Genomic DNA, 18123 nt, shown 5'->3' with positions numbered 1-18123 from the left:
TTTTTAACTGAGCGCCGGGCCCGCCCATTCTTTATCACTTAGAACATAAAAGCAGAGCCAACAATGATCAGCAGGATAAACAGCACAACGATCAGAGCGAAGTTGTTGTGGCCGTAACCGCCAAATCCGTAGCCGCCGTAACCATAACCGCAGCCCCAGAAGCCCATTTTCTTCACCTCCGTCTTTCCATAATGCATTGTTAATGTATGCGGAAATGCAGTAGGAGGTTTGGACTTATAGCGGAAAGAAACGCAAAAAAGCTTTTGTGTCAAGTTCCTTTCATTTCGGCAGACAAGTCGCCCTATTTTACAACAAGAACTTCCGCGCTTTTAACAAGGCTTTGGCTGACATTTCCGAGAAGCGGGCTTTTTACGCCGATTTTTCCGCTGTTGCCGGCAATAATGTTTACGGATAAAATCACAAATACTTTCGGTAACTTTCCCCTTCAAAATATGATAGTCGGCCTGGATTACGATCACTTCCAAAAATTCTCTGGCATGATGAATCGTTTCTTCGGCATCGTTCATGATGATCTGCTGTGTGGCGTGTATTGCCGCATCAATCGGGTATACCCTTTCATCGAGACCGGGGACGGAAACCGTTGGAGGAACGCTAATATTTTCATCCGGCACCGGAGCTGTTTCTTCGCTTCCCAGATTGACATGGATAACGGTTAATTTAACCCCATTACAGCTAGCACAAATTCTGCAGCCCTTTCCAGCGCTTTTCTGCACCCATCCGAATCATCGTATGCAATGACAATATGCTTGTACATTCACCATCATCCTCTCGTATATGGCTTTCATCACCCTTTTTATTCTTTAACCGAAATTGGCATCAAAAATAACGTTTTTGCGGGAAATGCAAAAAATATCCGCTGTTTTAAGTCGCACTCCACAGATTGCATTGATTTTTCCCTGCATTCATACTATGCTTTTGCATAAGAGCACAAAAAAAGATGCTTGAGTAGGAGTTTTTCAGATTGTGGAAAGATGAGGCAGGATCATAAATGGACAGAATCAAACCTTTTTGGAATATTATAAAAGAATATTGGAAAAAGGCACATATGACCCAGATCGTTATTTTACTGGCCTCCGTCTCGCTGCTTGCCTTTTTGGCTTTTTTTGCTTACTACGCAAAAAGTGCGAATGTCGGGCAGCTGAAAAAAGGGCTCGAGCAGGCAACCATCATCTATGACAAGGATGGGGACGTCGCAAGTAAAATCTCGGCGAATCGCTCGGAAGGAGTCTCCATTAAAAAAATGCCCGAAGATCTTCAAAATGCGATTGTAGCGATTGAAGACCACCGTTTTTACAAACACCACGGTTTTGATATTATCGGCACAATGAGTGCCCTTTTGAAAGATATCAAAGCAGGAGGGGCGGCCGCCGGGGGGAGCACCATCACCCAGCAGTTAACGAAAAATGCGCTCCTTTCCCCGGAACGGACGTTAAAAAGGAAAATACAGGAGCTCTTCTTGGCAATTGAAATTGAAAAACATTATACAAAAAAAGAGATACTGGAAATGTATTTGAACCAGGTGTATTTCGGCGAAGGGGCATGGGGCGTCCAAAAAGCGGCCAATAAATATTTTGGCAAGGACATCCAGGACCTTGATTTATCCGAATCGGCAACATTGGCGGGGCTCGTCAATTCCCCGAGTGCACTGGACCCTTACCACCATTACGACCGCGCCATCCAGCGCCGCAATGTTGTACTTAGCGTAATGAAACAGTACGGAATGATAACCGAAGCAGAGTATAAAGCCGCAAAAAGCGAAAAGCTCGTGCTGAAAGACAAAAAGACCGATGCGCTGAAAGGCAAATACCCGTATTATGTCGATGCGGTTTTGGATGAGGCGATCAATCAGTACGGCCTTACACAGGAAGAGATTTTGACAAGGGGATATAAAATTTATACGGAAATGGACCAAAACATCCAATCTTCTTTAGAAAATGTTTACCAGCAAAATTCACTTTTTCCGGCTGGAAAATCCGACCAAATGATCCAAAGCGGGGCCATTCTTGTTGACCCTAAAACCGGCGGCGTGCGCGGCCTTGTCGGGGGGAGAGGAGAGAAAGTGTTCCGCGGCTTTAACAGGGCGACGCAGCTGAAGCGCCAGCCAGGGTCGATTATGAAGCCGATCACCGTGTATACCCCGGCGCTCGAAGAAGGATATACTCCCGATTCCATGTTAAAAGACAAAGAAATGACGTTTAGGGGCGGCTATGCACCGAAAAACTATAACAACCAGTATTTGGGCGAAGTACCGATGTATGAGGCGGTGGAAAAATCGCTGAACCTTCCGGCTGTATGGCTCCTGAACAAAATCGGTGTGGAAAAGGGATATGAATCGGCCAAAAAATTCGGCATCCCGTTGACAAAAGGTGATAAACAGCTCGGAATTGCGCTCGGGAATATTCAAAATGGCGTATCCCCGGAAGAAATCGCCCAAGCGTACACGACTTTTCCAAATAATGGAAATCGGTCCGATGTACACATCATTAAAAAAATTGTCAGCCCGACAGGACAAGTTATCGTTGAACATAAAGACAAGCAGGAAAGGGTGACTTCGAAAAAAGTTTCCCAGGAAATGACTTCCATGCTGTTGAATGTTGTCGAATCCGGGACGGGCAAAGGCGTGAGCGTGCCGGGATACAAGATTGCCGGCAAGACAGGTTCTACGCAGCTTCCCTTCAGTGGCGCAGAAGGGACAATGGACCAGTGGTTTGCCGGCTACACGCCAAACCTCGTTGGTGTTGTATGGATGGGATATGATAAAACCAACCGCAACCATTATTTGTATGGTTTAAGTGAACAGGGAATCGTGCCGGTTTTTAATGCAGTCATGAATGCCACATTAAAATATACGAAGCCCGGCGATTTCGGCGTGGAATCGATTAACGAGCAAAAGAAAAACGGCAGCCCGCTAAAAGAAAAACTGCAAAATATCGATGAGACGATTAAGGAGCAGGCGGATAAACTAAAAGAAACGATTGAAGAGAACAAAGGCTTCTGGAAAGACGCCGCCGATAAAATCAAGGAGCAGTTAAAAGGCATTTTAGGGCAGTAAACAGGAAACACCTGCACATTTTGGAAGCTTGCAGGTGTTTCTTTGTAAGAATTTATAGTAAAATAGATTTGCAAATACATAATGGCACAGTGGCCGCCATTTTGCAAAAAAGAAAATGAAAGCACATACAGGAGGGGAAGAAAGTGGAATACCGCATTGAAAAAGACACTCTCGGAGAAATGAAGGTACCGGCAGACAAATATTGGGGGGCGCAGACGCAGCGGAGTAAGGAGAACTTCCCGATCGGCGGGGAAAAAATGCCGATGGAAGTGATCCGCGCTTTTGCGCATTTGAAAAAAGCGGCCGCAATCGGCAATAACCGTCTCGGCAAATTGTCGGATGCCAAAAAGGATGCGATTGTGCAGGCGTGCGAAGAAGTGCTGGATGGGAAATTTGACGGCCATTTTCCGCTTGTCGTATGGCAGACGGGTAGCGGCACCCAATCGAACATGAACGTCAATGAAGTTGTTGCAAGACGTGCGAATGAAATTCTTGCGGAACAAAACAGCCAGGAACATGTCCATCCGAACGACGATATCAATATGTCGCAAAGTTCGAACGATACGTTCCCTACCGCAATGCATATTGCCGCCTATCACGAACTGCAAACGAGGCTGCTGCCGCCGCTTGAACAGTTAAAGCAAACACTTATTGAAAAAGAAAAAGCATATATGGAAATCATTAAAATTGGGCGCACCCATCTCCAGGATGCCACTCCGCTTACTTTGGGCCAGGAAATTAGCGGCTGGCGGGCGATGCTGGAGAAAAGCGAACAAATGATCAGAGAAAGCGCCAAACATATTTTGAACTTGGCTATCGGTGGCACTGCCGTCGGTACGGGCATCAATGCCGATCCGACTTTCGGGGACAAAGTTGCTGAAGAATTGGAAAAGCAGACTGGCTACCCATTCCGTTCTTCGGACAATAAATTCCATGCACTTACAAGCCACGATGAGCTTGTCCATGTGCACGGAGCTTTGAAGGGGCTTGCTGCCGACTTGTTGAAAATTGCCAATGACGTGAGATGGCTTGCAAGCGGCCCGAGAAGTGGAATCGGGGAAATCACAATCCCGGCCAATGAACCGGGTAGCTCAATCATGCCGGGAAAAGTCAACCCGACCCAATGTGAAGCGGTAACGATGGTAGCGGTACAAGTATTCGGGAACGATGCCGCGATCGGGTTTGCGGCAAGCCAGGGCAACTTTGAATTAAACGTGTTTAAACCAGTGATCATTTATAACTTTCTGCAATCGGTCCATCTGCTCGGCGATGCGATGAAGTCGTTTGATGAAAGATGCGTCCGCGGCATTGAGCCGAATGTTGAAACGCTACGTGAAAACGTCAACCGTTCGCTCATGCTTGTTACCGCTTTAAACCCGCATATCGGTTATGAAAAAGCGGCGCAAATCGCAAAACTAGCCTTTAAAGAAGGGACCACGTTAAAAGAAGCCGCCATTAAAACGGGTTATGTGACAGAAGAACAGTATGATAAATGGATTGTTCCGGAAAAAATGGTAAATCTGAAACAATAACATCGAAGAAGGGAGGCGCAGGACTCCCTTTTTATCCATTCTTTATTAAGATTGTCAGTGATGGATAGTGCCGCCAAGCTGCTGTTCGGCCATTTGGACAAGGCGTTTCGTAATTTCTCCCCCGACAGACCCGTTCGCGCGGGAAGTTGTATCTGCGCCGAGTTTCACGCCAAATTCCTGCGCAATTTCATATTTCATTTGCTCAAGCGCTTGTTCAGCTCCATCTACTAACAATTGGTTTGAACTATTGTTGTTTGCCATAAGGTGTCATCTCCTCGTTGTATGGTTTATGGTTGGGTCGGCTGGAATTGCACCAGCAAGCGGACTGTTCGCCCGCCACCTTCTCGGTTTAACCCAGCGGGAACTTGTTCTATGTACTATGTATTATGCGGAATTGCGGTGCAGTTATTCTTTTTTCGTACTGGTAAAAATTAGGTACCACCCTTTGAATAAGCTTTTGGTTTTCCGTACATTTTAAAATTGAAACATGGGCTGTTTCCGTGGTTAACAAATATAACACAGCCCCTAAGAATGTCCGGGAATGTTGGTGAACAAGATGAAAATTTGCCTGATATGCAATGGGCTGGGTGAATTGCAGGAGGAGTGTCCGAATTTCCGGAAAGCGCTGGCGGACGGCGGAAAGCTGTATGATTATTTTGATGATTACAGCCCGTATATGGAGATTGATTTGGAAAAGCTTGAGGATGGCGACCCTGCCAGCACAAAAAAAGAAACGTGCGTCCATCTTTACTATTGTGTGCACTGCGGCTATGAAGAAAAGAAAGAAATCGCATATAGAAAAGTTTAAAGCCAGCCGCAATCAGACGGCTGGCTTTTAGGGCATTAACCGATTCTCAATTCAGTTTCAGCATCAAAGAAATGGGATTTATTCATATCAAGACCGAGGGTGATCTCATCGCCGGGTTTAACAATGGTTCTTGAATCAATCCGGGAAATAAAATCTTGGCCGTTAATGTTCGAATAAAGCATCGTTTCGGCGCCGTGCAGTTCGGAAACTTCAATGACAGCACGGATGGAAGCACCCGGGACCGCCTCAATAAAGACAGGTTCGTCGTGAATGTCTTCAGGACGGATGCCGAGAATGACTTCTTTACCGACATAGTCTTTCAAGTGTTTCATTTTGCCTTCGGGAACATCAATTTGAACGGAGCCGTTCAAATGGAATTTGCCGTTATCCATTTTGCCGCGGAAAAAGTTCATGGCCGGTGAACCAATAAAGCCGGCGACAAACAGGTTTGCAGGTGTATCGTATACTTCGCGCGGCGTTCCGACCTGCTGGATGACACCGTCTTTCATGACTACAATTCTTGAGGCCATCGTCATCGCTTCTGTTTGGTCGTGGGTGACATAAATCGTGGTCGTTTGCAGACGCTGATGGAGCCGCGCAATTTCGGCACGCATCTGTACACGCAGTTTCGCGTCCAGGTTGGACAACGGCTCGTCCATCAGGAAGACTTTCGCATCGCGCACAATCGCACGTCCAAGCGCAACCCTTTGCCTTTGCCCGCCTGATAACGCTTTCGGTTTCCGCTTTAAATACTCTTCCAGCCCGAGGATTTTCGCTGCTTCATGTACCCGTTTGTCAATTTCCGCTTTCGGCACTTTACGCAGTTTCAGCCCGAAGGCCATATTATCATAAACGGTCATATGCGGATAAAGTGCATAGTTTTGGAACACCATTGCAATATCCCGGTCTTTCGGCGCCACATCATTGACCTTTTTACCGTCCATGTACAAATCGCCTTTTGAAATTTCTTCAAGCCCTGCGATCATCCTTAACGTCGTTGATTTTCCGCAACCGGATGGCCCGACAAATACGATAAACTCCTTATCCTTAATATGTAAATTAAAGTCGGACACAGCCGTCACGTTATTGTCGTAAATTTTATAAATATGGTCAAGTACCAGTTCAGTCATTGTCAAAAGCCTCCTTCAATTTGTTACCTTTATTATAAAGAAAGCCTTTTCAATAAGTTATGGGCAAGGTGCACAAAATTTTGAAAACATTTTCGGCACCTTGCCCATTTTCTGTTATTGGATTTGCAGGCATGCAAGGTATGCGAGCATGGCGCTTGTAAAATTTTTTAAATTCAGGCCCGATTTTTCTTCAAATTTTTCAATACGGTACTGCAGGGAATTACGGTGGATAAACAGCTGTTTTGCCGTCAGACTGGCATTTGTAAAGTTTTCCAGGTACAGTTTGACCGTTTGCAGCATATCCCGGTCCTCTTTAAAGATTTCAAGCAGTGATTCGAACAGAAGCTTCTTTTCACCTTCAGGCATATGCTCCAGCAAATAAAGGGGAAGCACGGAATGCATCGTATATAGAGCGGGTTTTTTATGACGGCTGAGGGCAAATTCAAAAAGCTGCTGCTCGAGCCGGAAATACGGTTTGATCGTTTTTACTGTCTTAAATTCCCCCAAATACAGCGAAATCGGGATATAAAAATCGCTTTCGAATGCATGGATGGAAGCTTGCAGATCGTCTTCAGCAGCCGCTGTTTGATTTTTTTCTTCAATAATGATGCCCTCACGCTTGTTTATCATGGCAACCGTGACATTGTGCACATACATATTTTTTAAGGCTTCCTGGACTTCGGAACTGTCCGTCACCTCTTTTGCAATGGAAAATTGGGTGATGCGGTACATCGCATTTTCATTTTCAATAGGAGCCTGCGCTTCAGGCAAAAAAAGATATTCATACCATTTGGAAGCCTCTTCGCCAAATAAAGCTTGTTCTTCGTAAAATTTTGGGAAAACCGTTTTAAGAAGAAGCATTTCTTCACGGGTCAGTTCCCCGGGATCGATTCCTATATACTGGTTTTCTTCTTCCAGCCAAAACCAAACCATATGTTTCATCGGTATCGGGGCATCTGCACAGCAGGCGTTCGGATAACGCGCTTTTAATCTTTCCAGCATTTGTCGGATCCCCCTATATCTTGATCGAATATAGTCTATTTTAATCAATTTTTGTAAAACGGGAAATGGTTTCAATCGGGAAGATTGGAAGCAGCCAGAGAACCAGGACAAAAAGGGGCAGGGGAAGAATTCCGGGGGAGAATGGTGCCGGAGCGGTTAATCATCCGGCCCATATCCCGAAAGCATATAAAACAAATCCACAAGTTTTTCCGTTTTTTTCTCTTCTATTTCCGGTTCATCAAATTCCATCGGTTTGGCATTCAATTCAAACAGGTAAAGACTTCCGTCAAGCCCGGGCGCGATATCGGCGGTGAATTCTCCGAAAAAACCGTATGCTTTTGATAAAGCCGTGCCGCATGCCGCAATAAGCGGCGTGATCTCCTTGACAATGCTGGTGTTGGCGCCGGGCGGAAGCGGTGCGGCTTCTCCGCCTTTTGCTGTATGGGTGGTGATCCCCCCGGGGCGGGCCAACCGTATGCCGACGCCTGTCACCTCGTACTGTTTTCCGTTAAAATGGGTGTGGACGCGGTAGTCGTATTTTTTTCCTTCAAGAGGCACAGTCTGCACAGTTTTTTGGGCAAGGTAAGCCTCTTTTTCAAGGAGCTTTCCAATTTCCCACCATACTGCCGCGAAATCAGTAAATTTCCGGCTCGAATAGGGGCATGCGTATTCAAACTGCCCATTTTCATGCTGAATAACGCGCCTGATTCCGTAACCTTGCGAGCGGGCAGCAGGTTTTACATACACATCGCGGTGCTGCTCTAGAAAGCAGTAAAAATGATTCTGATCCGTAACCTGCACCGTTTCCGGAAGAAAAGGGGCAATCTCCGGCTGCTGCAGCAGTGTTTCGTACAAATGATATTTATTTAAAAAATGCGGGTTGAAAAAAGGGATGCCCTTTTGCTTGAGCAGGGCGGAAAACTGAAGAAAACTTTCCGCCAATTCCTCTTCCCGCGAAGAGATGCGGTTGTAGACTGTATCTGGAAGGGGAAAAATGGCACGCAGCCATTTTCCATTTCCTGTATCCCAAAAAAGGCCGTTGATGGTTTCCCCCCGGATGTCTTCCAAGCTGAATAAAAAAGAAAGGCCCCCCGCTTTTTCCTGCAGTTTTTGCTGGATACGGATATAAAAATCCCGGCTGCCTGAAATCACCCCCTTTTGCGATTTTGTAGCCAATATGCCGATAATCGGGCCGGCTGCTTCGCCTTTTAAGACAAGGCGGAAACTGCATTCCCTGTTTAGTTGGCCTGAAAAAGGAAGAAGTTCTTTGTCCTTCCCCCAAAAAAGCGGGGTTTTTTGCCGCCTTGCAAAAATTTTTTTGGAACGGTCAAAATAGACGACTGTCATGGGAACATTTCCCCGGGCGCTTCCACCTGCCGTTCCGTTAAATAAACAGCAAATGATAAGCTCATTTTTCGCGTCAGCAAATCGCATTCCTTCAACGAAGGATTTGAAAAAATAGAGCGGCCGGGCTTTGAATTCGCCTCAAACAGCCACACTTTGCCATCCGTTCCGATCCCAAGGTCAAAACCGATTTCCGCAATGATGCCGTCGATATGTTCATCAATCGCACGCGCCAGTTCCAGCGCCGCTTCCGAAAGCACGTCCCGGTAGTTTTTTCGCTGCTCCTCGTTTTCGGCAATCTCGTCCAGTGTTTTTACTTCACCGCCGTTTTTTATATGAGTCGTCGGGCTTCCCGGGCCGGCCACTTTCGCTGCAACCGCTGTCACATGCCAATTTCCTTCCTCGTCTTTATTCGTATGAATACGGAAATCCACCGGCCGCCCGTTATCGGTGATCAGGAAAATTCCCTGCTGGACGATCAGGCGGTCCCACTGTTTTTTTGAAAAAACATGGTTCATTAGCGTTTCCAAGCGCCCAAATTTTAACAAACGGTTGCAAGTATTGCGGTATCTGCAAAAATACGCCCCGGATGCACGGTCATAAAGAATTTGGTGTACGCCGAGGCCGAGGCTCCCGTTCATTGGCTTAATGTATACCATCCCGTAATCGGCCAGCATCCGCTCAATTTGGTGGAATGATGTAAGGGGGTGGGTTTCCGGCAAATAGCGGCTTGCCCACACGTCCTGGAACAGCTGTTCGTGGATCTCCAGCTTATTGAAAAATCCCGGATTATACCAAGGGATAAAGTATTCTTTCTCCAATTTTTCTTTGACTTCCCGCGAATTTTTCAGTTTCTCGCTTTTCCGGTTCGGCAGTCGGTCATAAATTGCATTTGGAAACGGGACGGTGCGGCTTTCCCAGCCACCTTTTCCGTAAAAAAACCCGTTGATGAACCCCTGCTCCCAATCGATATGCTTTTCCCCAAACAAGAACGGCACGACTCCCGCAGCAGATTGGGCGGACAGCAGCTTTGCAAACATATTACTCCTTGCCCCGGCCGGCCGGGTTTCAAAAGGCGTGAAGCCGGATGTAAAAATACCGACGAGCGGCCCGAGCAATAGCATGTGGTTGCTTTGAAAACAATGGATGTCTGTTAAAAACGCTGGCATGTGCAATTCGTTCGCGAGACCGGTACTGGCGGCAAAAACGGTGCGACCGTTCGGGTGGGGTTCAATTTTTGCCCGCACGATTTTTGAACCGAAAGCTGCTTTGTTTATATTTTTTGGCAAAGCAAGGGTTGAAGGGGTGTAGAGGATTGAGGCGGATTCGTCAAAAAACTCGATTTTATATTTTTTTGCCATTTTTAAGCACCTCATTTCGAATGGAAGACGGCGCGGCCAATTCCGCCCCAGCCTTTTTTACACATTATTTCCCGGCTGGCGCAGTTTGGCTGCTGCCTTCTTTGCCAATGGCTGTTTCCTGTAAAAAGCGGCAGTATGCAAGTGGCGCTTCATACATTTGCCCGAGTTTTTCCGGGTAAAGGAGGCCGATCATTTTTCTTCCCGGTTTTGAATTGATATCCAGTATCCAGATCGACTGGTCATGCGCAATGATGATATCAACGCCAAGTTCGAACAGCGGGTGGAAAGCTTCTTCAAGCGCAAGCGGCAACTGTTTCATTAAGTCGGCAATTCCCTGTTCGATATAGGCATGGTTGAAATATGGTGTCTGCCGCTGCCATGTTTCAAATGTTGAAACCACGGCACCCGCGCTCATGTTCGTCAAAATGCCGTTTTCAACCCCGGTCCGGATGCCCCTTGCCACTTCACGCCAGTGCCCATTTCTATCTTTCTGCAAAAAAACGCGGAGGTCAAACGGCCGGTTTTTCCGGTCGGTATTTCCAAGCTTAGCCTGAATCAAAAAGTTGTGTTTGGAAAGGAGCGTTAAAAGCCAGCTTTCGAAGGTGTCAAGACTGATAAAATCTTTTGAAACAAGGTTCCCGTTTTTCGTCGTTTTAACGGTAATGGCGTCATTCCTTTTTTCGAGGGAATAAACGGCATACCCGTGCGCGCCGTTCGCCGGTTTTAAAATGACGGAAAGGTATTTGTTCAGCTCACGCAACACATCATCGGAACCGGTTGCTTTCACGGTTTCCGGCAAATACGGGGAAATTCTGGAATCAAATTTCAACCGGTCATAAAGGATTCCTTTATTTGGAAGCCCGTAACCTAAAAACGTAATGTCCATCCGTTCTTTCAGCCATGACACGATTTTTTTGGCATCTTTCGAAAACTGGTCTTCGCCGTAAAAACACCGGTCATAAAGGCAGTCGGGAATCGGGAATGCGCCTTCCTTCCATTCGCCGTCTGGTGCATTAAATTTCAGGCCCTTTGCCATCTGCGTTCCGGGGATGACTTCAAGCGGAGAAAATAAATAAAGCTCTACATCATATTTTTGCGAATACTGCGCGATTTGTTCAAAATAATCCTGCTGGCCCGCAGGATCTAGTGTGAGAATGCCAAGTTTATCCGGCATGTGACGTTCTCCTTTCTGTCCACAAAAATAAACAATAATGGTATAGTGCTTTTACAGAAGGGCGGATTCCGCGGGCCGGTCCGAATGCGGATTTCGAAGGCTTGATATTTGCTTCAATGATCCATGGTTTGCCGTTCCTATCAGCCCCGATGTCAATGCCAAGTTCCGCGAAATGCCCGTCTGCATTGGCGTCGATTGTTTTTGCGGCTGCTGCCGCCAATTCATGCATCAATCCCCATACGAACGTCCCTTTTTTATTACCGAAATTGCTAAGCAAAAGCGGCAATGGTTTTACCGCAAGTCCGCCCTGCGAGAGGTTTGATACCATTGCGCTTTCTGCAGCTATTCTTGCAACCGCGGAGATAATGTGCCAATCAGCAGCGCCGCTTTTAAAAGCAAGAAACCGGAAGTCGGTTTTCCTACCGCCAGGGCTGACAAGCGGAATGCCCTGCTGGATCATATAAGGGCGCCGCCCGATCAGCGCTTCCGCTTTCATGGCGGCCTCATCCATGTTTTGCAAAATGATCGGCACGCCATCTTCTTTGAGATTATGCTCGAGGAGAAAACCGCTTTTCATTTTGGCGAGCCGGATGATGCCGCGCCCCTGGCTCCCATTTTCCGGTTTTACGTACAGTTCCCCGAATTCATCGAGCTTTTCGGAAAGCAGGCTTGCTTCATACCGGAACGTTGCGGGCAAAAAAGCTTGTAATAAAGGGTTTGCTTTCAAGCATTCGTAAACTTCCCATTTTGTTAAATAATTTGAGTTAAAAACATCAATTCCCTTTTCTTTCCAATCTGCCGTTTTTTGTTGGAACAGCCGGCTTTTCTCTGTCTGCCTGGCATGGAGACGATTATAAACGATGTCAGGGGCGGGAACATTGCCCTTTAACCATGATGTGCCCGTAAACCGGTATCCTGTGCCGGGACTTGCATTCAAGCCCGCAACATAAAGGCAGCCGCCTTCTTTTTCGACAAACCTGTGCAGTTCTTCGGAAAACGCTTGGATGTTTTCGGAAGGACCATTTTTGCCCGTTTCTGTAAGGACGGCAATGACCGGGCCGAGATGCAGCATGCCTTCGTGAAAAATGGCTTTCATCCGGGTGGGCGGATCCGGGAGCATAAGGCTTCCAAAGTACTCCCGGGAAAGAAGGAGGATGGCGTCTTCCCCAGCTGCTGCTTTTACTTTAACGTCCACCGTTTTCCCGCCGAACCGGAGTGCGAAATGCCCACCATTAGGAATGCGGAGGGATGCCAAAAGCTTTTCCGGCATTTCTGCCGATCCACGTTCACGATCATGCGGCCGGATTTCAATGGTGCATTCCACCGCGGTCCCCTCCCTGTTCCGCAAAGAAGCGTCTGCCATTCTCCGCAAGGATCCGGAACATTTTTGACTTCTTTGGGCTTTTGCTGATATCTTATGATTAGTACTGGAAAAGGGTTCGAAGAAAAAACGCATTTTTGAATACCCTGCCGGAAAAAGGGTATTTTTTCATTGGGCCGGGTTCTTCCGAGATAATTAGTGATTGCAAAATTGGCGAAGGATGGAAAAAGCCCGTACCGCTTTAAGGCGAATCACTGAGCCTTTTATGAAACGAATTCAACAGAATAGGATGGTTGCACATGCATGCATTATTGGAAATCCTTTTTATGGCGGTCGTGGGGGCGGTGATCGGCGGATTTACGAATTATTTGGCCATCAAGATGCTATTTCGGCCGTTTCAGGCGGTTTATATTAAAAAATGGAAGCTTCCGTTTACGCCCGGTTTAATTCCGAAACGCAGGGACGAAATTGCGAGGCAGCTCGGGGAAATGGTCGTCCGCCATTTGGTCACGCCGGAAAGTATTGAAAAAAAGCTGCTGTCGGCGCCGTTTCAAAACGAGACGAAGCAATGGCTGAAGGATGCTTTTTTGCAATGGCTGGATTCAAAATGGACAATTCCGCAAATGGCCGCTTTTTTTAACATTGATCTGCAGGAAGAAAAAGTGAAAAGCTGGATAACAAAAAATATCCGAATCCGGTACGGCCAGGAGAAAAAATCGCTTTTTTCACAAAACCTCTGGGAGCTTTTGCCGGAAGCGGTGGTCGAAAAAGCCGGGAAAAAAATCCCGGATCTGGCCGATTTGATCATTGGCCGGATTTGCGATTACATTTCCAGCTCCCAAGGACACGGAAAAATAGAAGGGATGATCGGCCATTTTCTAGATGACCGCGGCATGATCGGCGCCATGGTAAAAAGGTTCATCGGCAATCTTTCCATCGCGGATAAAATCCAGCCGGAAATCGTCAAGGCGCTGCGGGAACCCGGCACGAAAGCGACAATTGTGGAAATGCTTGAAAAAGAATGGTCCGGTATCAAAGAAAAGCCGATTGGGGAACTCTTGCCGGATCTCCCCGATGAAGAAATCATAGGTTGGCTGGATGAAAAACTTTTTTCGCTTGTCCCTGTTGGGCGTTTATTGGGCATACCGGTACAGGCGTTTGTATCCCGTTATCAGGAAAAAATTTTGGATGAATGGATCCCGAAATTAACGGAAAAAGGGCTGCTCTTTTTAAGCGGAAAGGTCTATCAGATTATCCGGAAACTGCAGGTGGCAGAACTTGTACGACAGGAAGTGGAGTCCTTTCCGCTTGAGCGGCTTGAAATGCTCATTCTCGGCATTACCTCGCGCGAATTTACAATGATTACGTACTTAGGGGTATTATTGGGCGGCCTCATCGGCATCATCCAGGGCATCATTGCGCTGATTGTGTAATCATTTGTAGCAAAACGACGGCAAAACCATACTGTGTATGGAAAGCATGATTGACAGGGGGTTTTTGAGTGCCAGCGAATTTATATGAATATGCTTATATGCTCGAAAAAGGGATCAGAAACAGCGGCGAGTTTGCCACACTGAAGCAGGCGTATGAAAACGTCCAGGCAAATAGCGGGGCAAAGGCGCTATTTGACCATTTCCGCCATCTTCAGCTCAAGCTTCAGGAGAAACAGGTGCAGGGCCTGCCGATCACAGAAGAGGAGGCAAAACAGGCGCAGGCATCCATGGCTGCCGCCCAGGCAAATCCGGCGATTGTGCAGCTGATCAACGCCGAACAGCGGCTGAGCGCCGTTTTGAATGAAATCAATAAAATTTTGGTAAAGCCGATCGAAGAATTGTATGCCGGGAAATAAGGGCAGGCGGAACAAGCGGAAGTTCTATTTTTCCCCCTTCTCTCATACATCTATAAAAGAAGCAGGCTGTTTGAAAGATTTTCTCAAGCGCTTGAGAGCATCTTGAAGAGGGGGAGCATCCATGATCTATAAAATGTTGGCCTTGAATATTGAGGGGACATTGCTGCAGGACAACGGCCGCATCAGCAGAGCGACAAAAGAGGCTATTGAGTATGCGGGCGGAAAAGGTATCGCGGTTACGCTGATCACTTCAAAAAACTTCGCATCGGCCCATCGCATTGCGAAAATGTTGAAGCTGAATTCTTCGCTGATCACGCATCAGGGAGCTTATATTGCAAGCGAACTGGATAAACCAATTTTTGTCAGGAGGATCAGCGAAGAGGTAACCCATGACCTCGTGCGGTTTTTGGAAGGCTTTCAGGCGCAGGTCCGGCTCGTTTCCGAGAGATTTACGCTGTCCAATAAAGTGAGGCAGCCGAATAGATTGATTGGAAGGGTGATTTACCAAACATCCAATCCGTTTTCCTACGCCGAACAATATGTCGATTCTTTGAGCGAGAAATTGGATCAGGCGCCGCTGTCCCCGCCAAAAATAGAAGTGACATTTTTCAATGAACAGGATATTCAAGATGCGAAAAAAGCTATTTCCAATATGTTTGATGAAGTGGACTGCATTGTTTGCGAAAACGGGAAGCTGGATATCGTACCGGCAGGCATTTCCAAGCTCCGCGGCCTTTTATACGTGTGTGACCGCATGAACATCCGCCGTGAAGAGGTCGTTGTCATCGGGTCAGGCCTTGATGATCTGCCGCTGATCGAGTGGGCGGGGCTCGGTGTCGCCATGGGCAATGCACCGGCCACTGTCAAGAACGCTTCTGACTGGGTGACGCGCTCCAATAATGAAAACGGCGTTTCCTATATGGTCAAAGAACATTTCCGAAAACAGCAGCCGATCGAATTTTTAAAAAAACTGAAACTGCTGAAATAGCGAATAAAAATGGAAGGCTGTTTTGCATGAAAACAGCCTTTTTGTTATAAAAATTCAAAAATTTAAATTTCAAAAAAACAATACAATTGTATTGGAAAATGCCGAATATTCCGCTATTCTAGTAATAGGGAAGAAAAAATCAAAGGGAGTGGGATTTCGGTGATTTCAACGTATGAAACGATACAGCTGGAGATAAAAGACGATACAGCCTATCTGCATTTCAATCGTCCGGATTCTTTAAATGCATTGAACACGGAGATGATCAGTGAATTAGCGGACTTATTGAAAGCGATTACTATGAATGATGACATCAAAATTCTAGTCGTTTCAGGAAATGGCCGGGCATTTTCAGCCGGCGGGGATATCAAAGAAATGTTAGCGATGGAGGAAGAAAAAGGCTTTGCGTCTTTTATGGACCAAATTAATGAAGCCGTTTCCATACTGACGGGCATGCCGAAACTCACCATTGCAGCCATTAACGGGCCAGCAGCAGGATTAGGATTAAGCCTTGCGCTTGCGTGCGATTACATTATGAGTGATATGGACAGTAAAATTGCCATGAATTTCATTGGGATCGGCCTTGTGCCGGACGGCGGCGGCCACTACCTGCTGCAGCGCCGGATCGGCCAGAATAAGGCCAAAAAATTGATTTGGGAAGGAAAAGTGATGGCGGCGGAGGAAGCAGCCGAGCTCGGGATCATCGATGAAGCAGTGCCACAGCTGGAGCTTGCGGTTGAGCGGAAGATAGCGGAATGGAAAAAGAAACCGATCCTTGCGATGATCAAAACGAAAAAAATTTATACTGAACTGAACCGTCCGGATTTTAACAAGTCTTTGGAACTGGAAAAACACGGACAATGGAAAATGCGTCAGACGAAAGATCATCTGGAAGGCATCCGGGCTTTCGTTGAAAAAAGAACACCTCAATTCACAGGGGAGTGAAAGCGATGGGCGTATATAAGCTAACTGCCTTTGAACCAACGGGGGAAAAAATTTTGGATGAAGGATTCGAAGCAACAGACGACCGTGAAGCAAAGGAGAAAGGGGAAACACTTTTAAAAGAAAAAGGCGCTTGGGATAAAACGCACCGGTGCACCTCCCCGAAAGGAAAATTAATTTTGTTCCACCGATAAATGTTTTACCCTCCATCCTTTTGAAGTCTATAGAGTCAGAATCCGGAGAGAAGATTATTTTTAGATTCCAGAAGCTCCTTGATGGGGCTTTTTCTCTTGGATTTTCCGCTGAAATCATTTGAAAGAAAAATTGAGATAATTTTGGCCTTAAAATGGAGTATAGTTAAAGAACAAAGGATTATATTGGACAAGAACAGGGGCGAAGTTCTTTCTGGATGAAAAAAGAGGTTTATTTTTAAAAATACTATTTTGACGAAGGAAATTTATTTCCTTGTTATTTTGCTTCAAATTGACACACTCATTTAAAGCTACGTCGATAATTTCTTGTTTTTTGTCTTTTTAATTTGTCTCAGTATCATTTGTAGCTGAACCCTGATATATCTTTGATGGCGATTCCGAACTTCTTCCAAAAAGGATTTCGCTAGCTCACCATCCGTAAAATATCCGGAGACTGTATTGATGTAAGTATCAATTCCTTTTGAACGATCCCGAGTATGCTGCTGATCCTGGATTTTAGGAGCCATCTAAAGCCCGTTTTAGCAACATTTTATCCCAGAACCGGTCCTTTAAAAACCTTTCAAAAACGCTTTGCTGCCATATTGCTTAAAAGGGGCCGCCCCAAAAGCACGTGAATAGGCTTTTGGGACAACCCCTTTCTTACCTGCGTCAGTTGATATGCGCATGCTGCTGCACTTCTTGTTTCGTTTCCGTCCGTCTGTTGGAAAGCCAGCCAAAAACTAAAATCAAAGCCGTTAGTGCGCCCCCGATCGTGTAAGTTACCGGTCCGTGGGAGATGTTGAGCCAATTCAGCAGCTGCTTATCTTTCAGCAGCATTTCCGCAGCCGTCCAAGCGAGGATGCCCGAACCGGCGTAAGCAATCCAGCCGTAACGGTTCATAGCCTTCACAATCATTTTCGACCCGAAAATCATCACCGGGATGCTGATGGCAACGCCGAGCGCGATCATGCCGATATGGCCGTTTGAAGCGCCGGCCAGCGCAACAACGTTATCAAGGCTCATGACCGCATCCGCTACAATAATTGTGCTGATCGCTTTAAGCAATCCGTTTGTAGGCTTGACATGGACATCTTCATCCCCGCCCGCAAGCACTTTGTAAGCGATCCACAGAAGCAGCAGCCCGCCAATGATATTTACATATGGAATTTTCAGCAAAGCCACAATGACCATTGCCAGCAAAATTCTTAAGATGACGGCACCGGCAGTTCCCCAGAAGATCGCTTTATTTTGCTGTTCATGCGGCAATTTCCTTGTGGCCATCGCGATCACAACGGCATTATCGCCGGATAAAACGATGTCGATCATAATAATTTTCAGTAATGCAATGAACGCGCCCGCAGAAACGGCCAAACCGAGTGCAAAAATGGAAACAGGCAATCCAATTCATTCC

Annotated in this window: 18 protein-coding genes; 8 read left to right on the top strand and 10 right to left on the bottom strand. The window is 46.5% G+C overall.

Going from position 1 to position 18123, the window contains the following annotated elements; all coding sequences use genetic code 11:
* Nucleotides 1-38 precede the first annotated feature (38 nt).
* Together BpJC4_RS01490 and BpJC4_RS16435 are read right to left on the bottom strand one after the other, a co-directional pair.
* The gene (locus BpJC4_RS01490; protein ID WP_151680153.1) at nt 39-167 is read right to left on the bottom strand and encodes a YjcZ family sporulation protein; all 129 of its coding nucleotides are present in this window, start codon (nt 165-167) and stop codon (nt 39-41) included.
* Between the two features lie 506 nt (nt 168-673).
* Nucleotides 674-775, bottom strand: a complete 102-nt coding sequence (locus BpJC4_RS16435; RefSeq protein WP_253693537.1) for a universal stress protein — start codon at nt 773-775, stop codon at nt 674-676.
* A gap of 234 nt (nt 776-1009) precedes the next feature.
* Here BpJC4_RS16435 and BpJC4_RS01480 point away from each other — a divergent pair, with 234 nt between their 5' ends.
* Both BpJC4_RS01480 and fumC read left to right on the top strand, forming a co-directional pair.
* Nucleotides 1010-3073 carry a transglycosylase domain-containing protein gene (locus BpJC4_RS01480; protein ID WP_151680152.1) on the top strand — a complete coding sequence of 688 codons (2064 nt, stop codon included), beginning with the start codon at nt 1010-1012 and terminating at the stop codon, nt 3071-3073.
* A 143-nt stretch (nt 3074-3216) separates the two neighbouring features.
* On the top strand, nt 3217-4605 hold the full coding sequence (fumC, locus tag BpJC4_RS01475; RefSeq protein WP_151680151.1) for a class II fumarate hydratase: 1389 nt from the start codon (nt 3217-3219) through the stop codon (nt 4603-4605).
* Between the two features lie 54 nt (nt 4606-4659).
* Here the strand turns inward: fumC and BpJC4_RS01470 are convergent, their stop codons facing one another.
* Nucleotides 4660-4866 carry an alpha/beta-type small acid-soluble spore protein gene (locus BpJC4_RS01470; RefSeq protein ID WP_151680150.1) on the bottom strand — a complete coding sequence of 69 codons (207 nt, stop codon included), beginning with the start codon at nt 4864-4866 and terminating at the stop codon, nt 4660-4662.
* 280 nt (nt 4867-5146) lie between these two features.
* On the opposite strand from BpJC4_RS01470, the gene BpJC4_RS01465 reads away from it, so the two are divergent.
* The gene (locus BpJC4_RS01465) at nt 5147-5413 is read left to right on the top strand and encodes a hypothetical protein (RefSeq protein WP_253724279.1); all 267 of its coding nucleotides are present in this window, start codon (nt 5147-5149) and stop codon (nt 5411-5413) included.
* A 35-nt stretch (nt 5414-5448) separates the two neighbouring features.
* Here the strand turns inward: BpJC4_RS01465 and BpJC4_RS01460 are convergent, their stop codons facing one another.
* The 6 genes from BpJC4_RS01460 to BpJC4_RS01435 form a co-directional block, all read right to left on the bottom strand.
* Complete coding sequence (locus BpJC4_RS01460; RefSeq protein ID WP_151680149.1) at nt 5449-6543, bottom strand: ABC transporter ATP-binding protein; 1095 nt, start codon at nt 6541-6543, stop codon at nt 5449-5451.
* A gap of 114 nt (nt 6544-6657) precedes the next feature.
* Nucleotides 6658-7545, bottom strand: a complete 888-nt coding sequence (locus BpJC4_RS01455; protein WP_151680148.1) for a PucR family transcriptional regulator — start codon at nt 7543-7545, stop codon at nt 6658-6660.
* Nucleotides 7546-7701: 156 nt separating this feature from the next.
* Nucleotides 7702-8892 carry a YheC/YheD family endospore coat-associated protein gene (locus BpJC4_RS01450; RefSeq protein WP_151697449.1) on the bottom strand — a complete coding sequence of 397 codons (1191 nt, stop codon included), beginning with the start codon at nt 8890-8892 and terminating at the stop codon, nt 7702-7704.
* Nucleotides 8889-10250, bottom strand: coding sequence for a YheC/YheD family endospore coat-associated protein (locus BpJC4_RS01445; RefSeq protein WP_151680146.1), 1362 nt, complete (start codon nt 10248-10250; stop codon nt 8889-8891). The genes BpJC4_RS01450 and BpJC4_RS01445 overlap by 4 nt, the downstream gene beginning before the upstream one ends.
* Before the next feature lie 64 nt (nt 10251-10314).
* The gene (locus BpJC4_RS01440) at nt 10315-11424 is read right to left on the bottom strand and encodes a YheC/YheD family endospore coat-associated protein (protein ID WP_151697448.1); all 1110 of its coding nucleotides are present in this window, start codon (nt 11422-11424) and stop codon (nt 10315-10317) included.
* Nucleotides 11414-12748 (bottom strand): YheC/YheD family endospore coat-associated protein, encoded by a 1335-nt coding sequence (locus BpJC4_RS01435; RefSeq protein WP_253724278.1) that lies wholly within the window; start codon nt 12746-12748, stop codon nt 11414-11416. The genes BpJC4_RS01440 and BpJC4_RS01435 overlap by 11 nt, the downstream gene beginning before the upstream one ends.
* Nucleotides 12749-13044: 296 nt before the next feature.
* Here BpJC4_RS01435 and BpJC4_RS01430 point away from each other — a divergent pair, with 296 nt between their 5' ends.
* The 5 genes from BpJC4_RS01430 to BpJC4_RS01410 all read left to right on the top strand — a co-directional run bounded on the left by BpJC4_RS01430 (nt 13045) and on the right by BpJC4_RS01410 (nt 16715).
* On the top strand, nt 13045-14178 hold the full coding sequence (locus BpJC4_RS01430) for a DUF445 domain-containing protein (protein WP_151697446.1): 1134 nt from the start codon (nt 13045-13047) through the stop codon (nt 14176-14178).
* Nucleotides 14179-14246: 68 nt separating this feature from the next.
* The gene (locus BpJC4_RS01425; RefSeq protein ID WP_151697445.1) at nt 14247-14594 is read left to right on the top strand and encodes a YlbF/YmcA family competence regulator; all 348 of its coding nucleotides are present in this window, start codon (nt 14247-14249) and stop codon (nt 14592-14594) included.
* Between the two features lie 121 nt (nt 14595-14715).
* Nucleotides 14716-15582 (top strand): Cof-type HAD-IIB family hydrolase, encoded by an 867-nt coding sequence (locus BpJC4_RS01420; protein WP_151680142.1) that lies wholly within the window; start codon nt 14716-14718, stop codon nt 15580-15582.
* A 159-nt stretch (nt 15583-15741) separates the two neighbouring features.
* Complete coding sequence (locus BpJC4_RS01415; RefSeq protein WP_151697444.1) at nt 15742-16524, top strand: enoyl-CoA hydratase; 783 nt, start codon at nt 15742-15744, stop codon at nt 16522-16524.
* Nucleotides 16525-16529: 5 nt separating this feature from the next.
* The gene (locus tag BpJC4_RS01410; RefSeq protein ID WP_151680140.1) at nt 16530-16715 is read left to right on the top strand and encodes a YhzD family protein; all 186 of its coding nucleotides are present in this window, start codon (nt 16530-16532) and stop codon (nt 16713-16715) included.
* Between the two features lie 666 nt (nt 16716-17381).
* Here the strand turns inward: BpJC4_RS01410 and BpJC4_RS01405 are convergent.
* A complete protein-coding gene (locus BpJC4_RS01405) occupies nt 17382-18110 on the bottom strand; it encodes a TerC family protein (RefSeq protein ID WP_151680139.1) in 729 nt (242 codons plus the stop codon).
* Between the last annotated feature and the right edge of the window lie 13 nt (nt 18111-18123).

Origin of the sequence: Weizmannia acidilactici, assembly GCF_008974185.1 — a bacterium.
Classification (GTDB): domain Bacteria; phylum Bacillota; class Bacilli; order Bacillales; family Bacillaceae_C; genus Weizmannia; species Weizmannia acidilactici.
This window is presented reverse-complemented; position numbering and strand designations above follow the sequence as displayed.

Excerpts from the sequence above, each read along its gene's own strand:
- BpJC4_RS01490 (WP_151680153.1), bottom strand. The coding sequence starts at position 167 with ATGGGCTTCTGGGGCTGCGGTTATGGTTACGGCGGCTACGGATTTGGC.
- BpJC4_RS16435 (WP_253693537.1), bottom strand. The coding sequence starts at position 775 with ATGTACAAGCATATTGTCATTGCATACGATGATTCGGATGGGTGCAGA.
- BpJC4_RS01480 (WP_151680152.1), top strand. The coding sequence starts at position 1,010 with ATGGACAGAATCAAACCTTTTTGGAATATTATAAAAGAATATTGGAAA.
- BpJC4_RS01470 (WP_151680150.1), bottom strand. The coding sequence starts at position 4,866 with ATGGCAAACAACAATAGTTCAAACCAATTGTTAGTAGATGGAGCTGAA.
- BpJC4_RS01465 (WP_253724279.1), top strand. The coding sequence starts at position 5,147 with ATGTTGGTGAACAAGATGAAAATTTGCCTGATATGCAATGGGCTGGGT.
- BpJC4_RS01460 (WP_151680149.1), bottom strand. The coding sequence starts at position 6,543 with ATGACTGAACTGGTACTTGACCATATTTATAAAATTTACGACAATAAC.
- BpJC4_RS01455 (WP_151680148.1), bottom strand. The coding sequence starts at position 7,545 with ATGCTGGAAAGATTAAAAGCGCGTTATCCGAACGCCTGCTGTGCAGAT.
- BpJC4_RS01450 (WP_151697449.1), bottom strand. The coding sequence starts at position 8,892 with ATGACAGTCGTCTATTTTGACCGTTCCAAAAAAATTTTTGCAAGGCGG.
- BpJC4_RS01445 (WP_151680146.1), bottom strand. The coding sequence starts at position 10,250 with ATGGCAAAAAAATATAAAATCGAGTTTTTTGACGAATCCGCCTCAATC.
- BpJC4_RS01440 (WP_151697448.1), bottom strand. The coding sequence starts at position 11,424 with ATGCCGGATAAACTTGGCATTCTCACACTAGATCCTGCGGGCCAGCAG.
- BpJC4_RS01430 (WP_151697446.1), top strand. The coding sequence starts at position 13,045 with ATGCATGCATTATTGGAAATCCTTTTTATGGCGGTCGTGGGGGCGGTG.
- BpJC4_RS01420 (WP_151680142.1), top strand. The coding sequence starts at position 14,716 with ATGATCTATAAAATGTTGGCCTTGAATATTGAGGGGACATTGCTGCAG.
- BpJC4_RS01410 (WP_151680140.1), top strand. The coding sequence starts at position 16,530 with ATGGGCGTATATAAGCTAACTGCCTTTGAACCAACGGGGGAAAAAATT.